This is a genomic window from Gloeothece verrucosa PCC 7822, from assembly GCF_000147335.1.
GTDB classification, from domain to species: Bacteria; Cyanobacteriota; Cyanobacteriia; order Cyanobacteriales; family Microcystaceae; genus Gloeothece; species Gloeothece verrucosa.
This window is the reverse complement of record NC_014533.1, coordinates 384,908-406,354: the sequence shown is the minus strand read 5'-3', so window position 1 is coordinate 406,354 and position 21,447 is coordinate 384,908. Positions and strand designations below refer to the sequence as shown.

Below are 21,447 nucleotides of genomic sequence, written 5' to 3'. Positions count from 1 at the left end.
AAAAGACAAAATCTTGGTCTTCTTAGGTTTTAGTCTTTAAGCCTGCCTTTAGCGGTTACTATAACCTAACCTTAAAGTTAATTATGAAATACACTGGAAACGAAATAGATAAGCTTTCTCAGACAGAAAAAAATTTTTTGCTCAGGGAAATGCTTGAAAAAAAACAATCTGCTTTATTTCCACTTTCTTTAGGTCAGGAACGTGTTTGGTTTCATGCTCAACTTAACCCTGATAGTCCTGTTTATAACCTGGCAGTAACTTATAATTTAAAAGGACCGCTCAATTTAATCGCACTAGAGCAAAGCTTACAAGCTATAATTAATCGGCATCAAATTTTACGGACAATATTTCTCTACAACGGACAAAAACCTTTTCAATCTATTTTATCCAATTTTTCTTATACTTTATCAGTTATTGATCTGCAAAATCTTCCTGAAGACCTACGCAAGAAGCAAGCGCAGAATTTATTGATAGAAGCGGCTAGAAAACCCTTTAATTTAACCATGAGTTTGTTATGGTCTATCCAACTGATTCGTTGTGCAGAAGAAGAACATATTTTATTGCTCATTATGCACCATATCATTTCTGATGGTTGGTCTTTTTATGTTTTGGCTGAGGAATTAAATCAACTTTATAAAGCTTTCTGTGAAGAGAAAACTTCACCTTTACCTGACTTACCCATTCAGTATGTTGACTTTGCTCAAAAACAGCGAGATTGGCTGGGGTGCGAAACGAGTTCCGCACTATCGAGTCAGCAGTCTGAAAAACAGATGGCTTACTGGCAAAAGCATTTACAAGGAACTATATCTACCCTTAAATTACCCGTTAACCGCTTTCAAACTAATAGATTTACTAGAGACTTAGCAAATTACCAGTCTTTTCAACTTTCTCCAAGCCTAACTCAAGCACTAAAAGCCTTGAGTAAAGAACAAAATGTTACTTTGTTCATGACGTTAATGGCCAGCTTACAGGTGTTATTACATAAATACAGTGGACAGGAAGATATCATTATTTGTTCACCGATTGCCGGCCGTCATCGTTCCCAATTGAAGGGCTTAATTGGTTATTTTAATAATATTATACCTCTTAGGACAGACTTATCGGGTGATCCGAATTTTCTTGAGTTAATTAGCCGCGTGCGGCTGGTTGCCCTAAATGCTTATAAAAATCAAGATATACCCTTTCAAAATATTATAAATTTACCTAATCTTATTCAAACCTCACTCACAAAAGTATTACTAACGGTAGACTTTAAGTGGTTTCCGGATCTAGGTCTCGATAAAATTCATTCTGAAAGTCAGTTTATTCATCCAGGTAGAGTAAATTTTGATATTTATCTTTCTATCTGGGAGGAGTCAGAACAACTTCAGGGAATGTTGGAATACAAAACTGATTTATTTGATGACAGCCGCATTAGTCAAATTCTTACTGATTATCAAAATTTACTGGAATTTTTGGTTAATAATCCTCAAAAAAGGCTTTCATCTGTCCCATCTTACAGTCAGTTTGTTGAAACATTATCTGTTAATTCTATAGCCGAAATAGTGCAAACAGAATATGAACCTCCAAGGTCTGTATTAGAACTTCAAGTTACTCAAATTTGGCAAGAAGTTTTAGGGATTAATCCTATTGGGGTTCATGATAATCTCTTGGCTTTGGGAGCTTCTTCTTTATCAGCCGCTCGTATTTGTGAGCGCATTCAACAAACTTTTAATAGTCAATTATCTTTAGCAAAGATTTTCCAAGCACCCACAGTTGCACAAATCACTAAATTACTCTTTAGCAGTGACTCTTCTCTAGCGACTTCCTCTTTAGCTCCTATTCAACCTCATGGAAACAAACCTCCTTTATTTTTGTGCGAAGGAGTAGGAATTTATGCTTCTTTAATTCCTTATTTAGGGTTGGAGCAACCCATTTATGGATTAATGAGGGAAATTTCTGTTCACGACAGCAAAACAGTAGAAGAGATAGCCGAGCGATATTTAAAAGAAATCTACACCGTGCAACCGCAAGGACCGTATTATTTAGGGGGTCTATCTTTTGGCGGTCTTGTGGCTTTTGAGATAGCACAACAACTATATGCCAAAGGGGAACAAGTGGCTTTATTGGTTTTATTTGATACACCAGGGCCCGGCGCTTATATCCCTAAACCTATTCATTTACGAATTTTAGGTCATGCCAATAACCTATTCAAATATTCATTGCCCTATTTAAAAAATAAAACTCAAAAAATTATTCAAAAATCTCAATCTAATGTTTTTAAAAATTCTACATTTTCCTCTGCAATAGCGATGAATCAATTATTTAGAAAAAACGTTTATACCATTTCAAGAAAATATAAACATAAAGTTTATCCAGGTTCAATAACTCTTTTTAGCTTAAGTGAGAGGTCTGCCTTGAGTGACTCTCTCTTTGATCCCGCTTTAGGATATATCGATCCTTTTTTAGGCTGGGGTTCTATTGCTACTGAAGGGGTTAAAATGTACCAGTTTGCGGCAGAACACCTAACTCTTTTAAAAGAACCTTATGTACAACTCGTTGGCAAGCAATTAAAAGCTTGTTTGCAAGAAGCTCACGAGAATAAACCTCTGACAGAATTAACAGCTTTTCGGGAAAAAAAATCAGAAAAATTATTTAGATAAAATATTCGGTTAAAAAAGGTTTGATAAAAAATCGTAAATAAACCTCACTCTTATATTTTATTATTGTTAAGTACCTGGACATCAATAAAAGACATTGTGTTACGAAATATAAAAATTCTCATCTCGTGCCTAAGTAGTCGGACATAAATCAAGCACTCTATATAAAGAATTGTAAAATGGCTACAATTACCCGACACCCGACACCCTAACCTCACAGTTAACTTGATTTTTGTCCAGGTACTTATTGCCTCTTGCCTAAGCTTTTGTTCACCTAGTTAATTTCTCAATAATTATGGTTACTTTACAATCTAGCCCTGCATCTGATGATACCTCTATTAACTCCCAGATGAGTCAACAAAAAGCTAATGATCTCATTAGTTGGGTACGGACTTATGCGAATAAGCGTATTAACTCTCGTTTAATTGATGAGCGTCGTTGTATTCCTCCTTATATTATTCTCGATTTTGGCAATCAAGGATTATTGGGGATGCAAGTCCAGAAAAAGTATGGGGGTTTAGCGCTGACAAATGTTGATTCGCTTCGGGTAGTGGAACAACTGGCCGGCATTGATATTGCACTAGCGACATTTGTCGTAATCAATAGTTTTTTAGGAATTCGTACGATAGAACGATATGCCACAGATACTTTTCGTGAAGAGATATTATCTAATCTAGCGACAGGCCGTGAATTAGCCGCTTTTGCTTTAACAGAACCGGGTGCGGGTTCCAATCCGAGAGCGATATCTGCCACAGGAATCATGCAACAACAAGGCCAATGGCTGTTACAAGGACAAAAAAGTTGGATTGGTTTAGGGTCATGGGCGGGTGTTGTTAATGTTTTTGTTCAACTTTATGATGAGCAAAATAAGCCGGCTGGCATCACCGGCTTTGCTGTGCGACAACTGACTCCAGGATTAAATCACGGACTAGAAGCTTTAACGATGGGTATGCGGGGTATAGTCCAGAATGCTGTACATCTTGAGGACGTATTAGTCAATGAAACCAATCTTTTAGGTCAAATTGGTTCGGGAATGACAGTGGCTCAAGATGTTATGTTGTATACCCGTCTGGCTATTGCGGCTAAAAGTGTTGGTGCGATGAAGCGTTGTGCCCAGCTTATGTTAAAGTATGCCACCGGTCGCGATATTGGCACAGGAAAATTGATGGATAATCCAGTAACGCTGGTACGTATGAGTAATCTTACCGCCGCCATCACAGCCGTAGAAACTTTAGTGTATGGACTTGCGGAACTCCTTGACCGGGGAGTTTCTGTTCCCACTGAGGCTTATATTGCTTGCAAAACTTCGGGTCCTGAATTTCTGGGACAGGCGGCAGATGATCTGATTCAACTTTTGGGGGGACGCGGCTATATTGAAACCAATATTGCTCCTCAAATTCTACGTGATGCTAGAATATTCCGCATTTTTGAAGGCCCTACTGAAACCCTTAATATGTTTTTTGGTTCATCTTTAGTTCGGCCCAGAAAAGAATTAGAAAGGTTTTTCTGTGAGCAGTTAGCGGCTGTGGATCTTTGGAATGATTTAACTAATAAACTTCAAGAGATCTATGAAAGATGGTCCGTTTCTGTTGAACCTTTTGCTAATAAAAGCTCTGCTCGAAGCTGGGCTTTCACCCTCATGGGTGAATTAGGCACTTATGGATTTTTATTAGCGATGCTACAAGGAAAATACAACGTCAGTCCATCCCCTGAATTAGCTCGTGCTATTACTTGGACTCAAGCTCAATTTGATTTTACTTTTTCTAAAGCTCTGAAGGGTTCACCGGTTACCTCGGCTTACCAAAATGCTGATGAAAATCAAGCGTTAATCTCTAGTTATACTGAATCCATTGGAGAACTTGAACAAACTCTTCCCGGTGAAGATTATGCTCTTGACTATTTACTTAAACAATAAGTAGGTGGGCATCATTAAAAATAGAAGAAACGCTGACACCCTAAAACTCAGAGCTTGCACCAATTTATTTAAAACTTTCTCATATCGGGGAAAGGTTAAAGGCGAAGGGACAAAGTGCGGAACACGAGTGTTGCACCCCAGGCTATTTTATTCTTTCCCCATTCCCCCTTCTCGATTGCCCAATTTACCCTGTTAGTTTAAGTTTTCGTTGATAGATTTTTATTGCTTGAGTTTAAAATTAGATTTAATTACAATTTTTTAAATATATGGAAATTAAACAAAAAGTTAAAGAAAAAATTCCTCAATTATTTTTTAGAAGTACAAAAGTTGATAAAAAGTTTTTAGATAATCAAAAAAATAATTTTGAACTAGAATTTCACAAGATTTGTTTAAACCAAAACATTTAACCTTTCCCCTTTAACCCTTGACGGGGTGACACGAAACTTATAATTAAGGTAGGGTGTGGGGTGTAAAAGTTAGATTTATAAAAAAAGCGGATAAATAGCAAATTAATCATGTCTGATTTAAGTAGGGATAACTGTCAACAGTTAAAAAGCGGCTTGGCTAAATCCCAAAACCAACAATTTTATTATATTCACTAGCTGAACATACATAAAGCACTCTATGCATAAGTGGTAACGATACCTCGTATCTGATTGCACAGTTAAGTTAAAAAAGTGGCCAGTGACTTAGTTAGTTAAGCTAGGACTGATGATTAGGTTCAGTATTATCTAATTCAAAGGTGCCTTGATTGTTTTCTCGATAAACTAAACAGACTTTACGGTTAGGAACAACTTCTACCCAACGGTTGTAACAAAGTTTGCCTTGGTTGTCATAATAATAGTTTGACATAACGACCTCCTTGTATTCTATTTTTATTATTCCCATTTGCCTCGAAAAAATTAACACAATCTAAAATTTTAATTAATTGGACAAGGCGCAAGTAAGTGCTAACTTACACAGTCAACTTTAAAACTTACGCACTCTAAGGAAATGATTAGGGTTTGAGATTGTTCGTTATCGCTCGCTTCGGACATAAAATGGTTGGTTTTAATCAGGAATGCGTAACTCCTTTTAGTTTTCGCTCACCGTCTCAAGAGATTTGCCAGTAGTTTCTATACGATAAATATAAGTAATCAGAGCGGCTAGAACACAAAACAAAGCCAGCAATAGCAACAGAGTGGGAGTTCCCAAAAATTGTTGGAGAATAGGTAAGGCAAACGTTCCTAATACCGCTCCGGCTTTAGCAAAAGCTGCTGCAAACCCTGCCCCACTGGCGCGAATAGAAGTGGGAAAAATTTCTCCTGACAATAAAAAGGTTGTGGAATTAGGCCCAGCATTCATCATCACGTTAAAAATGAAAAATCCCAGAAAAATTAAGGTAATATGGGATTGATTAGGGGAAGAACCACTATTAGACCAAGCTAAAATCATCAATCCTACCGCCATCCCTAAAAACCCGACAATTTGTAGTTTAATTCGTCCTACGCTGTCAACTAACCACACCGCTATCAAAAACCCGGCAATCAAAAACAAATCGACTAAAGCCGCTCCTTGAGCAGAAGCCATTTCCCGAGCCATAAAATTATCTTCACCGGCAAAGGCCAGAACACCAATAATAGCTGGCGTAAAAATCCCTATGCCATAAGTAGCTATATCTTGAAAAAACCAGGGAACTGCGGCTAATAGGGTTCTTTTACGGTATTTAGAGGCAAATAAAGCACCGTAAGGCAATACAGGCTCATTGGAGGGTGGGTCGGTTTCTGAAGTAATAATAATTGGTTGAGCGAGTAATATAGAAGCGGCTTGGGATGCTTCTTGATATTCCTTTCTAGCTATATGATAAAGGGGGCTTTCCAATAAAAAACTCAGCCGCAGAAAGGCTACTGCTATAGCCAACACTAATCCTACTCCTAACATCCAACGCCAGGCATAGTGAATGGCGGGTATAGAAGAATCCGGGTAAAATGTTTGAAATAAATAAATAACGATCAATCCAGTTATAGCGCCCAAAAAAGCACCGATAGCTTGAAAGGTAAAAGCACCTATCACCATCCGGCCTCGCAAGCGAGAAGGGACATTTTCAGTAATATAAGAAACGCTAATGGGATAATCAGCCCCTATACCCACACCCACCAGAAAACGAAAGATCATTAAAGAGGTCGCATTCCAGGCTAAAACGGTTCCTGTGGTGGCTATGACAAAAATTGCCACATCTACTAAAAGCATTGTTTGTCGTCCGATTTTGTCGGTAAGCGGACCTAATGTTAAAGAGCCTACCAATGAACCAGCTACCGCCGCTACGGCCACTGCCGCTATTTCTAAAGCATTTAAACTAAAATCTTGCTTTAAAAAAGGAAGTGCGACACCAATAATAAAAAAGTCAAAACCATCTAGGGCAATTAAGCCCGCCGATAAAGCCCAAAGTAACCACATGATGCGGGTAATTTTAGACTCATCGAGTCGTTGTTCAAAGGATTTAGATTCAGTGGTTGTGGTTGTCATAAGCAGAGAGTTGGAGTATAAAGGCAAAAGGTAAGTAGACTAGGAAAGGCTATATATTTATTTCCGACTCAAAAATTATATTTATGAATTTAGCCTCTTTTGACAGACTGGTGTAAGCTGTTCTCTATTTTTACATTGTCGGTGTAAAGCCTGCCTTAATTCATAAACTTAATTACGTCTATTATACTCAAGACATATTTAAAAGCAACCGTCTTTGTATCAAAAAATACTTGATAACTTCATCTTTTTTTTATTCTTGTTTCATTTCTTCCTTTTGATAGAAGAAATTTGCACAAATAAGCATTATTTTTATAATAGTAAGCAGTCAAGTGAAAATCCCTAACTTAATGCACTAAAACACAGGAATATTAGTCATTTTTTGTTTTTTAGATTGCTGATAAAAAATTATAACATGAAAAAAGGGTTTATTTATGATCAATAAAAACGAGTCGCCCAAAAATCAGGTGAATGGAAATAGCCAAATGGAGATTAAGATCCCAAGTTTTTTAGATGAAAACAGCCCTTCAATTAGCTCTCTACAAAAAGAATTAGCTTTAATTAATGCAAATTTTCCGCGAGAGAAATTAGGTAATTTAGATGTAATTTGTTTATCTCATTTACGTTGGAACTTTGTCTATCAAAGACCACAACATTTACTTAGTCGTTGTGCAGTAGGAAGGAGAGTATTTTTTGTAGAGGAGCCAATTTTTGATTCAGAATCAGTGGCAAAATGGGAAATTAATCAAGATGAAAGCGGCGTATTTGTTGCCGTTCCTCATCTACCCCAAGGTTTAAATGAAACAGCTATCAATACACTTTTACAACAACTCATCGATAGCTTGTTGATCAAACAAAAAATCTACAAGCATATCAGTTGGTATTACACACCAATGGCGCTTGAATTTACACGCCATTTAGAACCCGCCGCTATCGTCTATGACTGCATGGATGAATTATCGGCTTTTAAAGGTGCTTCCCCAAAACTCAAAGCCTGCGAAACCGAACTCCTTCGCTGTGCAGATATCGTATTTACAGGGGGCCAAAGTCTTTATGAAAGTAAAGCCAATCAGCACCCAAATATTTACCCATTCCCCAGTAGCGTTGATGTAGCACACTTTGCCCAAGGCAGAGATATTCAAGAAGACCCCGAAGACCAAGCCGCTATTCCTCATCCGCGCTTAGGATTTTTTGGCGTAATTGATGAACGGATGGATATTGAACTGTTAACCGGGGTGGCGGATGCTCGTCCTGATTGGCATTTAGTCATCGTTGGACCGGTTGTCAAAATTGATCCAGCTACGTTACCCCAACGAGAAAATATTCATTATTTAGGGGGTAAAAAATATCAAGAATTACCCAATTATTTAGCCGGGTGGGATGTAGCGATGCTGCCGTTCGCTCGCAATGAATCTACCCGTTTTATTAGTCCTACCAAAACCCCTGAATATTTAGCGGCTGGAAAACCGGTTGTCTCTACTTCTATTCGCGATGTGGTGAGTCCTTATAGGGATTTAGGGTTAGTGCAAATTGCTGACACGGTAGAAGAATTTGTGGCGGCGGTGGATAATATTTTACTTGAAGAGATATCCGGCTTAGAATGGCTCAATCAAGTAGATGCTTTTTTAGAAACTATTTCTTGGGATAAAACCTGGGATTCGATGTTGCAATTGATTGATTCAGCGATTGCCGCTCGTTATGATAGCCGCACTACCGATATTCCCCAAGTTCCTAATATTATTACCAGGGAATTTCTTTTTGATTATTTAGTAGTCGGTGCAGGGTTTTCTGGTAGTGTCATTGCTGAACGTTTAGCGAGTCAATCTGGCAAAAAAGTTTTAGTGGTAGATAAGCGTAACCACATTGGCGGAAATGCTTATGATCATTATGACGATCATGGGGTTTTAGTTCACAAATATGGTCCCCATATTTTTCATACTAATTCTCACCATGTGTTTGAATATTTATCTCTATTTACTCAGTGGCGGCAATATGAACACCGGGTACTTGCCAGCGTTGATGGACAGTTAGTACCGATTCCCATCAATCTTGATACTATTAATAAACTTTACGGAATGAATCTTAATTCTTTTGAAGTGGCAGACTTTTTTAAATCTGTGGCCGAACCTCGAGATATCATTCGTACCAGTGAAGATGTGGTTATCAGTAAAGTGGGTCAAGAACTCTATGAAAAATTCTTTCGTAATTATACCCGCAAGCAATGGGGTTTAGATCCTTCAGAATTAGATAAATCGGTTATTGCTCGTATTCCCACTCGTACTAATCGGGATAATCGCTATTTTACTGATAGTTATCAAGCGATGCCGCTACATGGTTTTACTCGAATGTTTGAAAAGATGTTAAGCCATCCTAATATTAAAGTGATGCTTAATACCGACTATCGAGAAATTCAAAAAGCGATTCCTTGCCGTGAAATGGTTTATACTGGGCCTGTTGATGAGTTTTTTGATTATCGTTTTGGTAAACTGCCTTATCGCTCTCTCAATTTCAAACATGAAACTCATCATGTCCCGGTATTTCAACCTGCCCCAGTGGTGAATTATCCTAATGAACATTTATACACTCGTGTCACTGAGTTTAAGTATCTAACAGGACAAGAACATAACAAAACCAGTATTGTTTATGAGTTTCCCACTGCCGAGGGTGACCCTTATTATCCGATTCCTCGCCCAGAAAACCAGGAAATTTATAAACATTACCGTGACTTAGCTGAATCAACGTTTGGTGTTTATTTTGTTGGTCGTTTGGCTACTTACAAGTATTTAAATATGGATCATTGTGTGGCCCAAGCTTTAGCAACTTATAAACAAATTGCTGTTAAAGCAACTGCTAACAGTTAATAAAACATTGAGTAGGGTGTGTTAGCAGAGCGTAACGCACCTTACATTAGCATAAGCATAATAAGAATTGACCTAGTATGAATAATTTAAAACAACGCTTAGACATTTGGGGCGGCATAGAATGTACCGTCAATCGAGTTGGCGAGGAATATTTAGATCAATTAGAATATAATGGTCATAACCGCAGAATAGAAGACTTAGAACGCTTTGCCGCACTTGGCATAACTGCCCTTCGTTATCCGGTACTCTGGGAGAAAGTCGCCCCCAATGGGATAAAATCTGCTGATTGGTCTTGGCCTGATGAACGATTAAAACGATTACAAGAACTTAATCTCCGTCCCATTGTGGGATTAGTTCATCACGGGAGTGGCCCGCGTTATACGAGTTTAATCGATCCCGAATTTCCGGAAAAACTCGCCGTTTATGCCCGTGCTGCCGCACAACGTTATCCTTGGGTCAATCTTTATACCCCTATCAATGAACCTTTAACTACTGCTAGATTTAGCGGCTTGTATGGCCATTGGTATCCTCATGGACGAGACAATGCAACCTTTGCCCGCGCCTTATTTAATCAATGTCGTGGGATAATTTTAGCGATGGCGGCTATCCGTGAAGTTAACCCCGATGCTCAACTGGTGCAAACTGAGGATTTAGGAAAAACTTACAGTACACCCACCCTAGCCTATCAAACGGAATTTGAAAATGAGCGCCGTTGGCTGAGTTTTGACTTACTTTGTGGCCGGGTGAATGCCGCTCATCCCATAGGGCAATTTTTATTAACAAACTGTGGCATTACACAAGCGGAGTTAGAATGGTTTTTAGAGAATCCTTGTCCGCCGGATATTCTAGGAATTAATCATTATTTAACGAGTGATCGCTTTTTGGATGAACGATTAGAGCTATATCCCTCAGAGCTTCATGGCGGCAATGGGCGGCATCAGTATGTAGATGTGGAGGCGGTGCGAGTGCTTGAGTCAGGGATAGCCGGACATTATGGTTTATTACGAGAAGTTTGGGAACGTTATCAATTGCCGCTTGCTGTTACTGAAGTTCATTTAGGGTGTACTCGTGAGGAGCAAATACGCTGGTTTTATGAGGCGTGGAATGCTGCCCTGCAACTACAAACCGAAGGAGTGGATATTCGGGCCATTACCGCTTGGGCCTTATTGGGTAGCTATGATTGGAATAGTTTAGTTACTCGCCACTCAGGGTTTTATGAGCCAGGTGTGTTTGATTTACGTTCTGCCCAACCTAGACCCACAGCTATCGCCCATCTGATCCGCTCTTTAACGCATGGATGCGATATAGACCATCCTCTACTAGAAACACCGGGGTGGTGGCATCGTTCTATTCGTTTATTATGCCCATCAAGCCCAAGCACTGACAGCCTAAGCTCTGCGCGTCCCCTGGTTATTGTGGGGGCAAGTGGAACGTTAGGAAAAGCTTTTGGGCGGCTGTGCGAAATACGAGGAGTGGCCTATCGTTTGTTGTCACGTCAAGAGATGGATATTACTGATGCGGTGTCTATTGAGCGGGTATTAGCCGAGTTGAAACCTTGGGCAGTGATTAATGCGGCGGGTTATGTGCGGGTGGATGATGCGGAAAAGGAACCAGAGGTTTGTTTAAAAGTGAATGCTGAGGGAGCGGCTATTTTAGCAGAGGTTTGTCGTCGTTATGGAGCGAAATATTTAACGTTTTCTTCGGATTTAGTTTTTGATGGCACAGGGAGTAATCCTTATTTGGAAGATGATGATATTGCGCCGCTTAATGTTTATGGACGTAGTAAAGCTTTAGCGGAGAAACAAGTATTAGCGGCAGATGAAACGGCGTTAGTGATTCGTACTAGCGCTTTTTTTGGTCCTTGGGATGAATATAATTTTGTTACTATCGCTTTGCGTCAGTTAGAGGCGGGAGAATCTTTTGTCGCTGCCTCAGATGTGGTGATTTCTCCGACTTATGTACCGGATTTGGTTCAGGCGAGTCTTGATTTGTTGGTGGATGATGAGTGTGGTTTGTGGCATCTGGCTAATAAAGGGGCTATTTCTTGGGCTGATTTGGCGCGTTATGCGGCGCAGGCGGCTGGGGTTAATACTGATAATTTAATTAGTTTACCCTTGAAAGAGTTGGGTTTGATTGCGGCGCGTCCTAGTTATAGTGTATTGGGAAGTCATAAGGCGGAGTTATTGCCCTCTCTTGATGGTGCTATGTCTCGCTATTTTGATGAGTATCGGAGTTAATGATAGTTTTTGAAAAAATGATTTAAATGTTAGAATTTATTTACATAATGTTAATAGTTTTTGCGGTTGAGATTTTTTTTGTACTCAAGGCGAGTAATGAAACTCAAGCTTTAAAAAGAATAGGGTTAATTTTAATCTCAATAGGAATAGTAATATTAGTAACATTTGGGAATATTGTAATAGTTCTAAAAACAACTAGATTTATTCCTTAGAAAATATTCTGGCTCTTTCGATATCGTGAAGAAAATGTTCATCGAGATACGAAATCCTCTCTGGTGGGTTACGGCACTGCCCAAAACTTATTCGTTTCTTATAAAAATTATCCCCGCGCCTAACCCACCCTACAATCCTAGATTTATTTCTTAGAAAATATTCTGGCTCTTTCGACATCGTGGGGAAAGAGTCTTTCTCCGTTCTCTAAAATTAACCGGCTTCAAAGGCAACCCCTTCATAGGTATATCCCCATTCAGGATGAGCAAGCAGATTATCCCGTTCTTCTACAGTGGCAGTCAAGAAATGTTTTGCTGAACTGGCATTATAAAAACGGAAAATATCGTTTGCTCGATTGGCATCGGCTCCGTAAGCGTACATACCAATGCCTTCATAGTTATATCCCCATTCAGGATGAGCAAGCAAATTATCCCGTTCTTCTACAGTGGCAGTCAACAAATGTTCTGCTGAATTGGGACTATAAAAGCGGAAAATCGGCAATAAATTATCACCCGGTATAGTAGAGGCATAAAAACCGATTCCTTCATATTGATAACCCCATGCAGGATTAGCTATGACTGAATCTCTTTCTGTAGAATTAATGGTAAAGAAATGTTCTTGGGAGTTGGGGTTATAAAACCGATAGACAGGAGTGTTAAGCAGTGAATCTGGGTTATTGGGGTTAACTGGGTTAGGAGCAACATTATTGACATCAATAATTTCCAGTCCGCCAGTGGAAACCAGATAAGCATAGTTGTTTGCTACTGTGAGATCTAAAGGATAGCCAAAACTATTTGTATCAAAAGGACTGCCAGCATTATCATAAGTGCCCTTAAGAGTGGGTTGTGCCGGATTGCTGATATCAAGAATTTGTAGTCCGGCCTCTCCATCAGCAACGTAGGCAGTAAAGCCGACTACTGTCACATTACTAGCTGAGCCGGGAGTATCATAACTTCCTAAAAGCGTTGGTTGTGACCGATTGCTGATATCAAGAATTTGTAGTCCGGCCTCTCCATTAGCAAGGTAGGCAATATTGCCAACTACTGTCACCTCATTAGCCGCCGCAGGACTATCATAACTCCCTAGAAGTGTTGGTTGTGCCGGATTGCTGATATCAAGGATTTGTAGTATTCCTGCTATATCAGTAATATAGGCAGTATTTCCTACTACTGTTACATCCTGAACAGAGTTAGAAGGATCATAAGTCCCGAGAAGGGCGGGTTCTGCTGGCTCGTCTGTGTCGGTAATCCCAGCGATATTAACGATTTGTAGTCCTGCATCTCCATCAGCAACATAGGCAGTATTGCCCACTACTGTTACATCCTGAGCATAGCCAGGAGTATCATAAGTTCGCAATAGACTTGGTTGTGACCGATTGCTAATATCAAGAATTTGTAGTCCTGCATTGCCATCAGCAACATAGGCAGTATTGCCGATTACTGTCAGATCAGTAGCGTTCCCAGGAGTATCGTAAATATCGAGAAGCTCGGGTTGCGCTGGATTACTGATGTTGAGAATTTCTATTTCTCCGTTTCCAGCAAGGTAAGCCGTATTGCCTACTACTGCCACACTATTAAGATTGGCAGCAGTTCCATAACCTCCCAGACGCTCGGGTTGCGCTGGATTACTGATGTTGAGAATTTCTATTCCTCTAGTTGCCCAGTAAGCTGTATTATCCACCAATGTCAAATTACCATTAGTGCCAGGACTACCATAATAGCCCACAGACACCGGTTGTGCCGGATTGCTGATATCAATGGTGTTTATTCCATAATAACTGGTAATGTAAGCTGTATTGCCCGCCACTTCTAGGTCCCTGGCAGCGTTAAAAGGACCATAACTTCCCAGACTCGCGGGTTGTGTTGGATTGCTGACATCGATGATTTGTAGTCCTGAATTGTAATCGAGAACGTAAGCAATATTACCCGCCACTTCTACATCTCGCGCATAACTAAAATTCCCGTAAGTTCCTAAAAGCAAGGGTTGTGAGGGATTGGTAATATTGATAATTTGGAGTTGTGAATTAAGTCCACCAACAAGATATGCAGTATTGCCTGCCACTTCCACATCAGTAGCCTCATTAGGCGTATCGTAAGTTCCTAAAAGCACTGGTTGGGCCGGATTGCTGATATCGATAATTTGTAGCCCCGCACTGCCATCAGCAACATAAGCAATATTATCCACTACTGTGACATCATTAGCTGAGCCAACAGTATCATAGGTTCCTAAAAGAGTTGGCTGTGTTGGATTGCTAGTATCGATGATTTGTAATCCTGTATTTCCAGCAGCAACATAAGCTCTATTTCCAGTTACCTTTATTACACTCCCAGAAATCTTGTTAGTAAACGTCCTAAACATCGGATCACTGAGATCGCTAATATCGATGACTTCTAATCCATCACCTACAGCATAAGCGTAGTTTCCCACTAGCGCCACATCGCTAATATTACTGATACGTTCCCATACCCCGACTAAAGCAGGAGCAGCTAATATGGATTGGTATTGTTTTAAAATTTCTGAGCGAAAAACTATTTCGGGAATTTGAAGTAATTCTGAAGTAGCTGTATCTTGTACCGTAAACTCTAATTGCCAATTTCCTCCTAAAGTGGCATTTCCTGTGAGAGATTCTGAGGCTTGAATGGTTGCGCCTGTTAGTTGATGAAGCTTAGTTAAAAATTCTTTTCCGTCTTGTGCGGCTACATTACAGCCATATAGTAAAATTTGTTGAATTTTCCATTGTTTTAGTTGCTGTTGATAATTAGTAAGGGTGTTTAAGTTCAGTTTTTTATTGCCTAAATATAAACATCCTGGAGAACCATGAGACACTAAATGTAACGTTGTAATCTCTGGATTTTGTACCAAGATGCTTGTAATTTGGGCAATGGGATCAAGATAAGATGATAAAGTTAGGGCGGTTATTCCTTGTTTAACGCCTTTTAATAACTGTTGATAGTCTTTGACACCAGAATCTATGATCACTAAAGAAGAAAGCTCATCAGTGAGATTTTTAGATAATCTTTTTTTTCTCAGGCTTTCTAAGCTTAAATTGATATATTTTTTTTGATGCTCAATTTTTTTGCGATTTTGTTGACAGTTATTCTTCATACTATTGCGTCTAAATTACAGGATTTAATCTTGAGTTTTTAATGCCTTTTTATAATAATCATTAAAAATCATGCTAAATAAAATAATACCGACAAATATAATAAAATACAAAAAACTTAATAAAAGTAAATATTGCTGTTATTAAGTTGATAGATGCAGATGAATGAGTTTTAGGCAATCAGTAATAAGAAATAGGTAATAAGAAATAGACAAACAGTCTCTACAAGCCTTACCTTTTACCAGATAGCATTAGACACAGGTGCAAGATCTGAGCCTATTTAACAGGCACTAGAACACGCCCTTGATAACCCAGATGGTTATATTGTTCAAGTACACTAGCCGCCACTTCAAACCCTTTGCCGGCAGCAGTCAAAGCCACACAAGCCCCCCCAAAACCGGCACCGGTTAACCTTGCACCATAAACGCCTGCCGTATTTTGTAATAAATCTACCAAAGTATCCAAAGGCGGCACAGAAACTTCATAGTCATCCCGTAAACTCGCATGAGAAGCATTCATTAATTGACCAAATTCTTGAGGCGAAACTGAATCTAACACTTTTAAAACGCGGTTATTTTCAGTGATGACGTGCCGCGCTCGTTTTCGTAAGGGTTCGGGTAATATTTCTACCGCTTCAGGGTTTGTAATATCCCGTAATGCTTTGACATTTAATAAATGTGCGGCTTGCTCACATTCAGAGCGGCGTTGATTATAATAGCTACTGGCCAGGCTACGAGGTATGCCGCTATCAATCACGACAATTTCTGTATTGGCGGGTAAAGGAAGTACCTGACGTTCTAGAGTACGAGTATCTAAAAATAATAAATGCTCTGTATCGGCAAGACTGGAGGCCATTTGGTCCATAATGCCGCACTGTACACCAGCATAAAGAATTTCTGCTTGCTGTGCTAATTGGGCTATCATCACATCATCCAGTTGTAGCTCAAGTAACTGACGTAATGCTCGTAAAAAGGCGACTTCTAGCGCCGCACTGCTGGATAATCCTGACCCTATGGGAACAGATGATTTAATATAAATATTTAATGCTGGTATACGAGAATCTTGTTTTCGCAAAACTTCCATACAGCCAAAAATATAACTCGCAAACCCAGACGGGCTATGATTAACTTCTACAAGATTGATCAGTTCGTCTAAGTTTTCTGAGTAAAAATGGTGATAGCCATCAGAACTTAAAGCTAACTGTACTGTTGTTCGTTGAGGAATGGCGGTAGGTAGTACAAAACCGTCGTTATAGTCAGTATGTTCTCCGAGTAAATTTACTCGTCCTGGGGCACTGGTTTCTATTTTAGGTTCTTGATTAAAAATTTTTTGAAAAGTCATCAGTAATTATCAAGGGAAAAGGCGATAGGTCAAAAAAAAGTAAGGGACGCTAGTCAAAACGCCCCTACTTATTAAACTACTTAGTGACTGAATTACTGCTTATATTACTATATTGCCGCAAAACTTCGGCAAATTGATAGTTAGTAGCATTACTAGCAGTGGTAAAATGCTGCTTAATAATGGGTAAACTACTATTAGCCAGAGCGACGATTTGAGGATTTTGGCCAAATGCCGCTTCTCGTTGAAAAAGAGCCGCGTTTTCTAAATGAGCGTTAACGCCTCCTTCATCCATATAAGCTGAATTAAATTGTTCCTCATTGAGTTGAGAAAGTCTTGCCATAGCGGCTTGAAATTTAGCCGTAGGTGTTCTAGATAAATCTACACCTAATTGAGGGGTAATTTTGTTTAAATTATTTTGGTTTTGGGTTTGTTCTTGAATTTCGGCATTAGCAAAGGCTTGAACCTGAGAATTATTGGACTTTTTCAGTGCCAGTTGTCCCAGCATAATATTCCCGATGGCGGCTTGATTTGCCTCCATAATAAATTGACGATCTATTTCATTTAATTGAGTGGTTTGGGTCGTAGTAGGGTTGGGGGTTTGAGCCACAACTTGATTAGAATGAGGAACCCCTAGATAAATTCCTAAAGTGGCTATTAATCCTACGACAAAAAGACCAATAATACTTAATCTTTGTTTCATATTTTTTTCTTGAATCTACTTAATTAACAGCATTTATAGTAAGCAAAATTAAAGGCGTTTGTCTTGTAAATAATTATTATAATCTTTTCTAATTTGGTGAGGTAAATGACGAAGAAATTATCTACAGCCACCCTTTTTTCTAGGGGCGAAACTTACAGAGTAGGGCTTACGCACCATAACCAAATCACAAGGGTTTGAGATAGTTCGATATCCTTCGCACAGCGAGGGATGACATAAATTCGCTTCGCTCAGGATTACATAAAATTGTTGTTTTTCATCAGGAGTGCTTAACTCCTACAGAGATCAATACAGATTATTTGGTCAATTACTAGCTTGAAAAGCACTATTTTTTCAGTAAATTTTATAACTTTAATGCTTCTTCAATAGTGACCTTAACAGACTGTAATTCCTTAGCCTTTTCTTCAGGTAAAGAATCATTAGCAAACATTCCGCCGGCTAATTCGGTTCCGGCTAAATATTTCAATTTATCCTTAGTCCGATAAGGGGGATAAAATTGAGCGTGTAAATGCGCTTCTGGATAGTCTTTTCCATCGGTAGGAGCTTGAAACCAAGCCATTAAATAGGGAAATAAACGATTCCATAAGCCATCATATTTAAGGGTAACTGTTTTTAAAGCTTTCGCTAGTGCTTGGCGTTGTTCTGGGGTAAGCTCATTAAAAGTTGCTACGGGTTTAATAGGAGCCACCCACACCTCATAAGGATAACGAGCGCAAACGGGAACAAAAGCAATGGCGTGTTTGTCTTGATAAATAATCCGTTGATTATCAGTAATTTCTTCTTGAATTAAATATTCTAGTAAACCTACGCCAAATTCTTGATAAAAATCCGCTTGCATTTTCAACATTTGGGCAGGTACAGGGGGAATGACCGGATAGGCATAAATTTGTCCATGAGGATGATGCAAAGTAACACCCACCTCTATGCCTTTATTTTCAAAGGGTAAAACATATTGAATCTCAGGTTTTGACCCGAGTATACGGGTTCGTTCGCCCCAAACTGCTAGTAATAATTCTAGATGGTCTAATCTTAAAGAACTTAGAGAGGCTTGGGGGTCTTGAGTAAACACTACTACCTCACAAGCACCATTAGCGGGTAAGGTTTGTATAAAGCTATCCGGGGGATCATGTGCCGCCAAGGTCATAGATGGGAAACGGTTATCAAATACCGCTATATCATAAGCACCTTGAGGAAGTTCTGTGGGAAATTGTGCATTAGTAGTGGGGGCTAAGGGGTTGTATTCAGGGGGAGGCATAAAGGTCCGCCCCTGACGATGACTCGCATAAATGACCCATTCGCCCCGTAACGGATGCCACCTTAAATGAGGGTTGGCCTGTACTGGTTCAACACTGGGACTAGGTGCCGTTATTTCCTCCGCAATGGGTAGCCTGCTGTACAAAGTTAGCTGGCGGCCATCCGGCTTCAGTAGTTTTCGGACGTACATTTTCCTCTGATGACCAAGTTGAGTTTAGTGTAACGTCGTCTTTTTGTTGACTACCTCTTCCTAAAGTGGCATTAGCAATAGCTTCAATATTAAATTTAGGTGTACGGTCAGCATATAATAAGCCGTTGGCCTCTTGATAAGTATCGGTTAATTGGGTATAGCAAAAGCCGCTAAATAATTCAATGGAATTAACCGCTTTTAATAACTCTCCATAGCGTTTTTGTAATTCGCTGGTCTGCCAACTGCGGGCATATCCCCAAATTTTGTTCGCTTCTGGGTCATGTTCTGGGGCGTAGGCGATGCCGCCAAATTCGGTTAACATGACGGGTTGGCCGTTGTGAGGATAACCATCTAGGGTGAGAACTCGTCCTCCGGGACGTTCTTTTTCAAAGAGGTCTGTTAATTTAACTTCTAAGCCATAACGCCGCACTAAATGACTGGGTTCATTATCATAGTCATGAATAGCGAGAATATCAGTATCGGTACTTTCCCATCCGTCATTACCAATGACCGGGCGAGTGGGGTCAAGGGTTTTTGTTAAATGATACATGGCTAGTACATAATTTCTGTGAGCCGCCGTTTCTGTGAGGTTGGGCACTCCCCAAGATTCATTGAAAGGAACCCAAGCGACAATACAAGGGTGACTGATGTCTCGTTCAATGACTTCTGTCCATTCTCGAGTCATACGCCCGATGGCTTTAGAGGTGAAACGATAGGCACTAGGCATTTCTTCCCAAACTAATAATCCTAAAACATCAGCCCAGTATAAAAAGCGGGGATCTTCTATTTTTTGGTGTTTACGAACGCCATTAAAGCCCATTGCTTTTACTAATTGTACATCTCGCCGTAGCGCGTCATCATTGGGGGCACTCATCAATGATTCTGGCCAGTAACCTTGGTCTAGCACTAAGCGTAAATAGTAGGGACGGCCATTGAGCATAAAACGGTCGCGCTGTATTCCCACTGTCCGCATGGCGGTGTAGGATTTTACTTTGTCTAAGCTTTTATTGCCTAAAATTAGCTCTATTTCAGCATTAATGAGAGTGGGTTTTTCTGGACTCCAGAGTAATTGGTTGCGGTAGTCATCTATTCCAGGGTCCGAAAGTGCGATGCGGCGGTTTAGTTCTCCGCCATAGACTGCATAAGTGTCGTTCGCTAATACGGTGTCACCTAGGGTGAGTTTGAGTTTAATTTGTAAGTCTTTTTGCTGTTTGCCGCTTACACAAGCTTCAAAACCGATTTCCCATCGGTCTAGTTCTGGTGTCCAACGAATTTTCTCTATGTAAGTCTCTCCTACACACTCTAACCAAACGGTTTGCCAAATTCCACTGGTGCGAGGGTACCAAATACTATGGGGTTCGAGTTGCCAGTCTTGTTTACCGCGCGGTTTGGCTAGATCACAGGGGTCATCGTGCGCCCAGACGGTAATTTTTGTTATGCCGCTATCATTGAGGGCTGAGGTAATATCGAAACTAAAGGGGGTATGGCCTCCTTCATGTTCTCCCATATAGTGCCCATTTACCCAAACTCTTGCGTGGTAGTCTACTGCTCCGAAATGTAGCCGCAATCTTCCTTCATAGCTCGGGGTAGGAAATTCTCGCTCATACCAACAATTCGCATGAAATCCTGTATCAGATATACCACTTTGGGTAGATTCGGGAGCGAACGGGACCTCTATATTATGAGTCCATACATCAACATCGTCTGGCTGTGTCCATTGTCCTTGATCGTCAAAGGCAAATTTCCATAACCCATTTAGATTTTGCCAATGAGAGCGTTGTAATTGGGGGCGTGGATACGCTCTATCTGTTAGAGCATTTTTTTGTAGTTCTAGAAAGACCATCACTCGTTAACTCCTGATAACAATTTTTTTCGGTTTAGAAACCCTTGATCAGCCTGGTCTAATTTGACTAATACTGTTGAGTTTGCTTGGCATTTTTTATTTCCCATCGGTGATATTATGGCATATTACTATACAAATGTAAGCTGAGTGAATGTCGTTATTTTTGATACTTTGCACTGTTTTTAAGATTGTTTTAAGTAGTTTCACGCAGTTGGATACAAATAATCTTAATAAAGGCAAGAGCCACTCAATAAGGGGTAATAAATAAGGGGCAAGAGGGAGAAATAAAAGGCAACAGATAAAAGTAAATATGCAATAAAAACTAAAATTTAAGCGGCTTTACTTGAAAAAGGCTATAAATTCACACTCAGTGCCAAGCCGCTAACGGGATAAGTACCCAAGCAAAATTAACTATATATCCAGTTCTATTCCCTGTTCGGGTATCAACTTGATGAAAGCACTACTACTTACTAGAGATATAATAAGTACAGTCCACGCTCGTATGACTTACGCACTCTCCACGAAATCATTAGGGTTTGAGATTGTCCGCGCTCCTTCGCTACCACTGGTGGATGACATAAAATCGTTGTTTTTAATCGAGAGTGCGTAACTCCTAGCTCGTTAAAATCCTGTT

At 39.8% G+C, this 21,447-nt stretch carries 12 protein-coding genes; 5 read left to right on the top strand and 7 right to left on the bottom strand.

Going from position 1 to position 21,447, the window contains the following annotated elements; genetic code table 11:
* Nucleotides 1-83 precede the first annotated feature (83 nt).
* The 3 genes from CYAN7822_RS28780 (at nucleotide 84) to CYAN7822_RS38450 (ending at nucleotide 4,961) form a co-directional block, all read left to right on the top strand.
* Entirely contained in the window at nucleotides 84-2,642 is a 2,559-nt protein-coding gene (locus CYAN7822_RS28780) for a condensation domain-containing protein (protein WP_013334491.1), read from the top strand.
* A 292-nt stretch (nucleotides 2,643-2,934) separates the two neighbouring features.
* Nucleotides 2,935-4,554, top strand: a complete 1,620-nt coding sequence (locus CYAN7822_RS28775) for an acyl-CoA dehydrogenase family protein (RefSeq protein ID WP_013334490.1) — start codon at nucleotides 2,935-2,937, stop codon at nucleotides 4,552-4,554.
* 266 nt (nucleotides 4,555-4,820) lie between these two features.
* Nucleotides 4,821-4,961: a hypothetical protein gene (locus tag CYAN7822_RS38450; protein WP_013334489.1), complete on the top strand. Its 141-nt coding sequence runs from the start codon at nucleotides 4,821-4,823 to the stop codon at nucleotides 4,959-4,961.
* Between the two features lie 295 nt (nucleotides 4,962-5,256).
* On the opposite strand, the gene CYAN7822_RS38130 is transcribed toward CYAN7822_RS38450, so the two are convergent.
* Together CYAN7822_RS38130 and CYAN7822_RS28770 are read right to left on the bottom strand one after the other, a co-directional pair.
* Nucleotides 5,257-5,406: a hypothetical protein gene (locus CYAN7822_RS38130; RefSeq protein WP_013334488.1), complete on the bottom strand. Its 150-nt coding sequence runs from the start codon at nucleotides 5,404-5,406 to the stop codon at nucleotides 5,257-5,259.
* Between the two features lie 222 nt (nucleotides 5,407-5,628).
* Nucleotides 5,629-7,059 (bottom strand): MFS transporter, encoded by a 1,431-nt coding sequence (locus tag CYAN7822_RS28770; protein WP_013334487.1) that lies wholly within the window; start codon nucleotides 7,057-7,059, stop codon nucleotides 5,629-5,631.
* Nucleotides 7,060-7,490: 431 nt separating this feature from the next.
* Between CYAN7822_RS28770 and glf the strand changes: the two genes are divergently transcribed.
* Both glf and CYAN7822_RS28760 read left to right on the top strand, forming a co-directional pair.
* Nucleotides 7,491-9,917, top strand: a complete 2,427-nt coding sequence (gene glf / locus CYAN7822_RS28765) for a UDP-galactopyranose mutase (protein WP_013334486.1) — start codon at nucleotides 7,491-7,493, stop codon at nucleotides 9,915-9,917.
* 77 nt (nucleotides 9,918-9,994) lie between these two features.
* A complete protein-coding gene (locus tag CYAN7822_RS28760) occupies nucleotides 9,995-12,154 on the top strand; it encodes a family 1 glycosylhydrolase (RefSeq protein WP_013334485.1) in 2,160 nt (719 codons plus the stop codon).
* A 423-nt stretch (nucleotides 12,155-12,577) separates the two neighbouring features.
* Here CYAN7822_RS28760 and CYAN7822_RS39745 read toward each other — a convergent pair whose 3' ends face one another.
* From CYAN7822_RS39745 to CYAN7822_RS28725, 5 genes are all read right to left on the bottom strand, one after another.
* Nucleotides 12,578-15,469 (bottom strand): DUF4347 domain-containing protein, encoded by a 2,892-nt coding sequence (locus tag CYAN7822_RS39745; protein ID WP_013334483.1) that lies wholly within the window; start codon nucleotides 15,467-15,469, stop codon nucleotides 12,578-12,580.
* Between the two features lie 274 nt (nucleotides 15,470-15,743).
* Nucleotides 15,744-16,808, bottom strand: a complete 1,065-nt coding sequence (gene galK / locus CYAN7822_RS28740) for a galactokinase (RefSeq protein WP_013334482.1) — start codon at nucleotides 16,806-16,808, stop codon at nucleotides 15,744-15,746.
* Between the two features lie 76 nt (nucleotides 16,809-16,884).
* On the bottom strand, nucleotides 16,885-17,508 hold the full coding sequence (locus CYAN7822_RS28735) for a DUF4142 domain-containing protein (RefSeq protein ID WP_013334481.1): 624 nt from the start codon (nucleotides 17,506-17,508) through the stop codon (nucleotides 16,885-16,887).
* 361 nt (nucleotides 17,509-17,869) lie between these two features.
* Nucleotides 17,870-18,970 carry a galactose-1-phosphate uridylyltransferase gene (gene galT, locus CYAN7822_RS28730; RefSeq protein ID WP_013334480.1) on the bottom strand — a complete coding sequence of 367 codons (1,101 nt, stop codon included), beginning with the start codon at nucleotides 18,968-18,970 and terminating at the stop codon, nucleotides 17,870-17,872.
* Nucleotides 18,882-20,813 carry a glycoside hydrolase family 2 protein gene (locus CYAN7822_RS28725; protein ID WP_013334479.1) on the bottom strand — a complete coding sequence of 644 codons (1,932 nt, stop codon included), beginning with the start codon at nucleotides 20,811-20,813 and terminating at the stop codon, nucleotides 18,882-18,884. The genes galT and CYAN7822_RS28725 overlap by 89 nt, the downstream gene beginning before the upstream one ends.
* Nucleotides 20,814-21,447 lie beyond the last annotated feature (634 nt).

Bases quoted from the DNA above. Each gene is read 5' to 3' on its own strand.
- glf (WP_013334486.1), top strand. From the start codon at position 7,491: ATGATCAATAAAAACGAGTCGCCCAAAAATCAGGTGAATGGAAATAGC.
- CYAN7822_RS39745 (WP_013334483.1), bottom strand. From the start codon at position 15,469: ATGAAGAATAACTGTCAACAAAATCGCAAAAAAATTGAGCATCAAAAA.
- CYAN7822_RS38130 (WP_013334488.1), bottom strand. From the start codon at position 5,406: ATGTCAAACTATTATTATGACAACCAAGGCAAACTTTGTTACAACCGT.
- CYAN7822_RS28780 (WP_013334491.1), top strand. From the start codon at position 84: ATGAAATACACTGGAAACGAAATAGATAAGCTTTCTCAGACAGAAAAA.
- CYAN7822_RS28775 (WP_013334490.1), top strand. From the start codon at position 2,935: ATGGTTACTTTACAATCTAGCCCTGCATCTGATGATACCTCTATTAAC.
- CYAN7822_RS38450 (WP_013334489.1), top strand. From the start codon at position 4,821: ATGGAAATTAAACAAAAAGTTAAAGAAAAAATTCCTCAATTATTTTTT.
- galT (WP_013334480.1), bottom strand. From the start codon at position 18,970: ATGTACGTCCGAAAACTACTGAAGCCGGATGGCCGCCAGCTAACTTTG.
- CYAN7822_RS28760 (WP_013334485.1), top strand. From the start codon at position 9,995: ATGAATAATTTAAAACAACGCTTAGACATTTGGGGCGGCATAGAATGT.
- CYAN7822_RS28735 (WP_013334481.1), bottom strand. From the start codon at position 17,508: ATGAAACAAAGATTAAGTATTATTGGTCTTTTTGTCGTAGGATTAATA.
- CYAN7822_RS28770 (WP_013334487.1), bottom strand. From the start codon at position 7,059: ATGACAACCACAACCACTGAATCTAAATCCTTTGAACAACGACTCGAT.
- CYAN7822_RS28725 (WP_013334479.1), bottom strand. From the start codon at position 20,813: ATGGTCTTTCTAGAACTACAAAAAAATGCTCTAACAGATAGAGCGTAT.
- galK (WP_013334482.1), bottom strand. From the start codon at position 16,808: ATGACTTTTCAAAAAATTTTTAATCAAGAACCTAAAATAGAAACCAGT.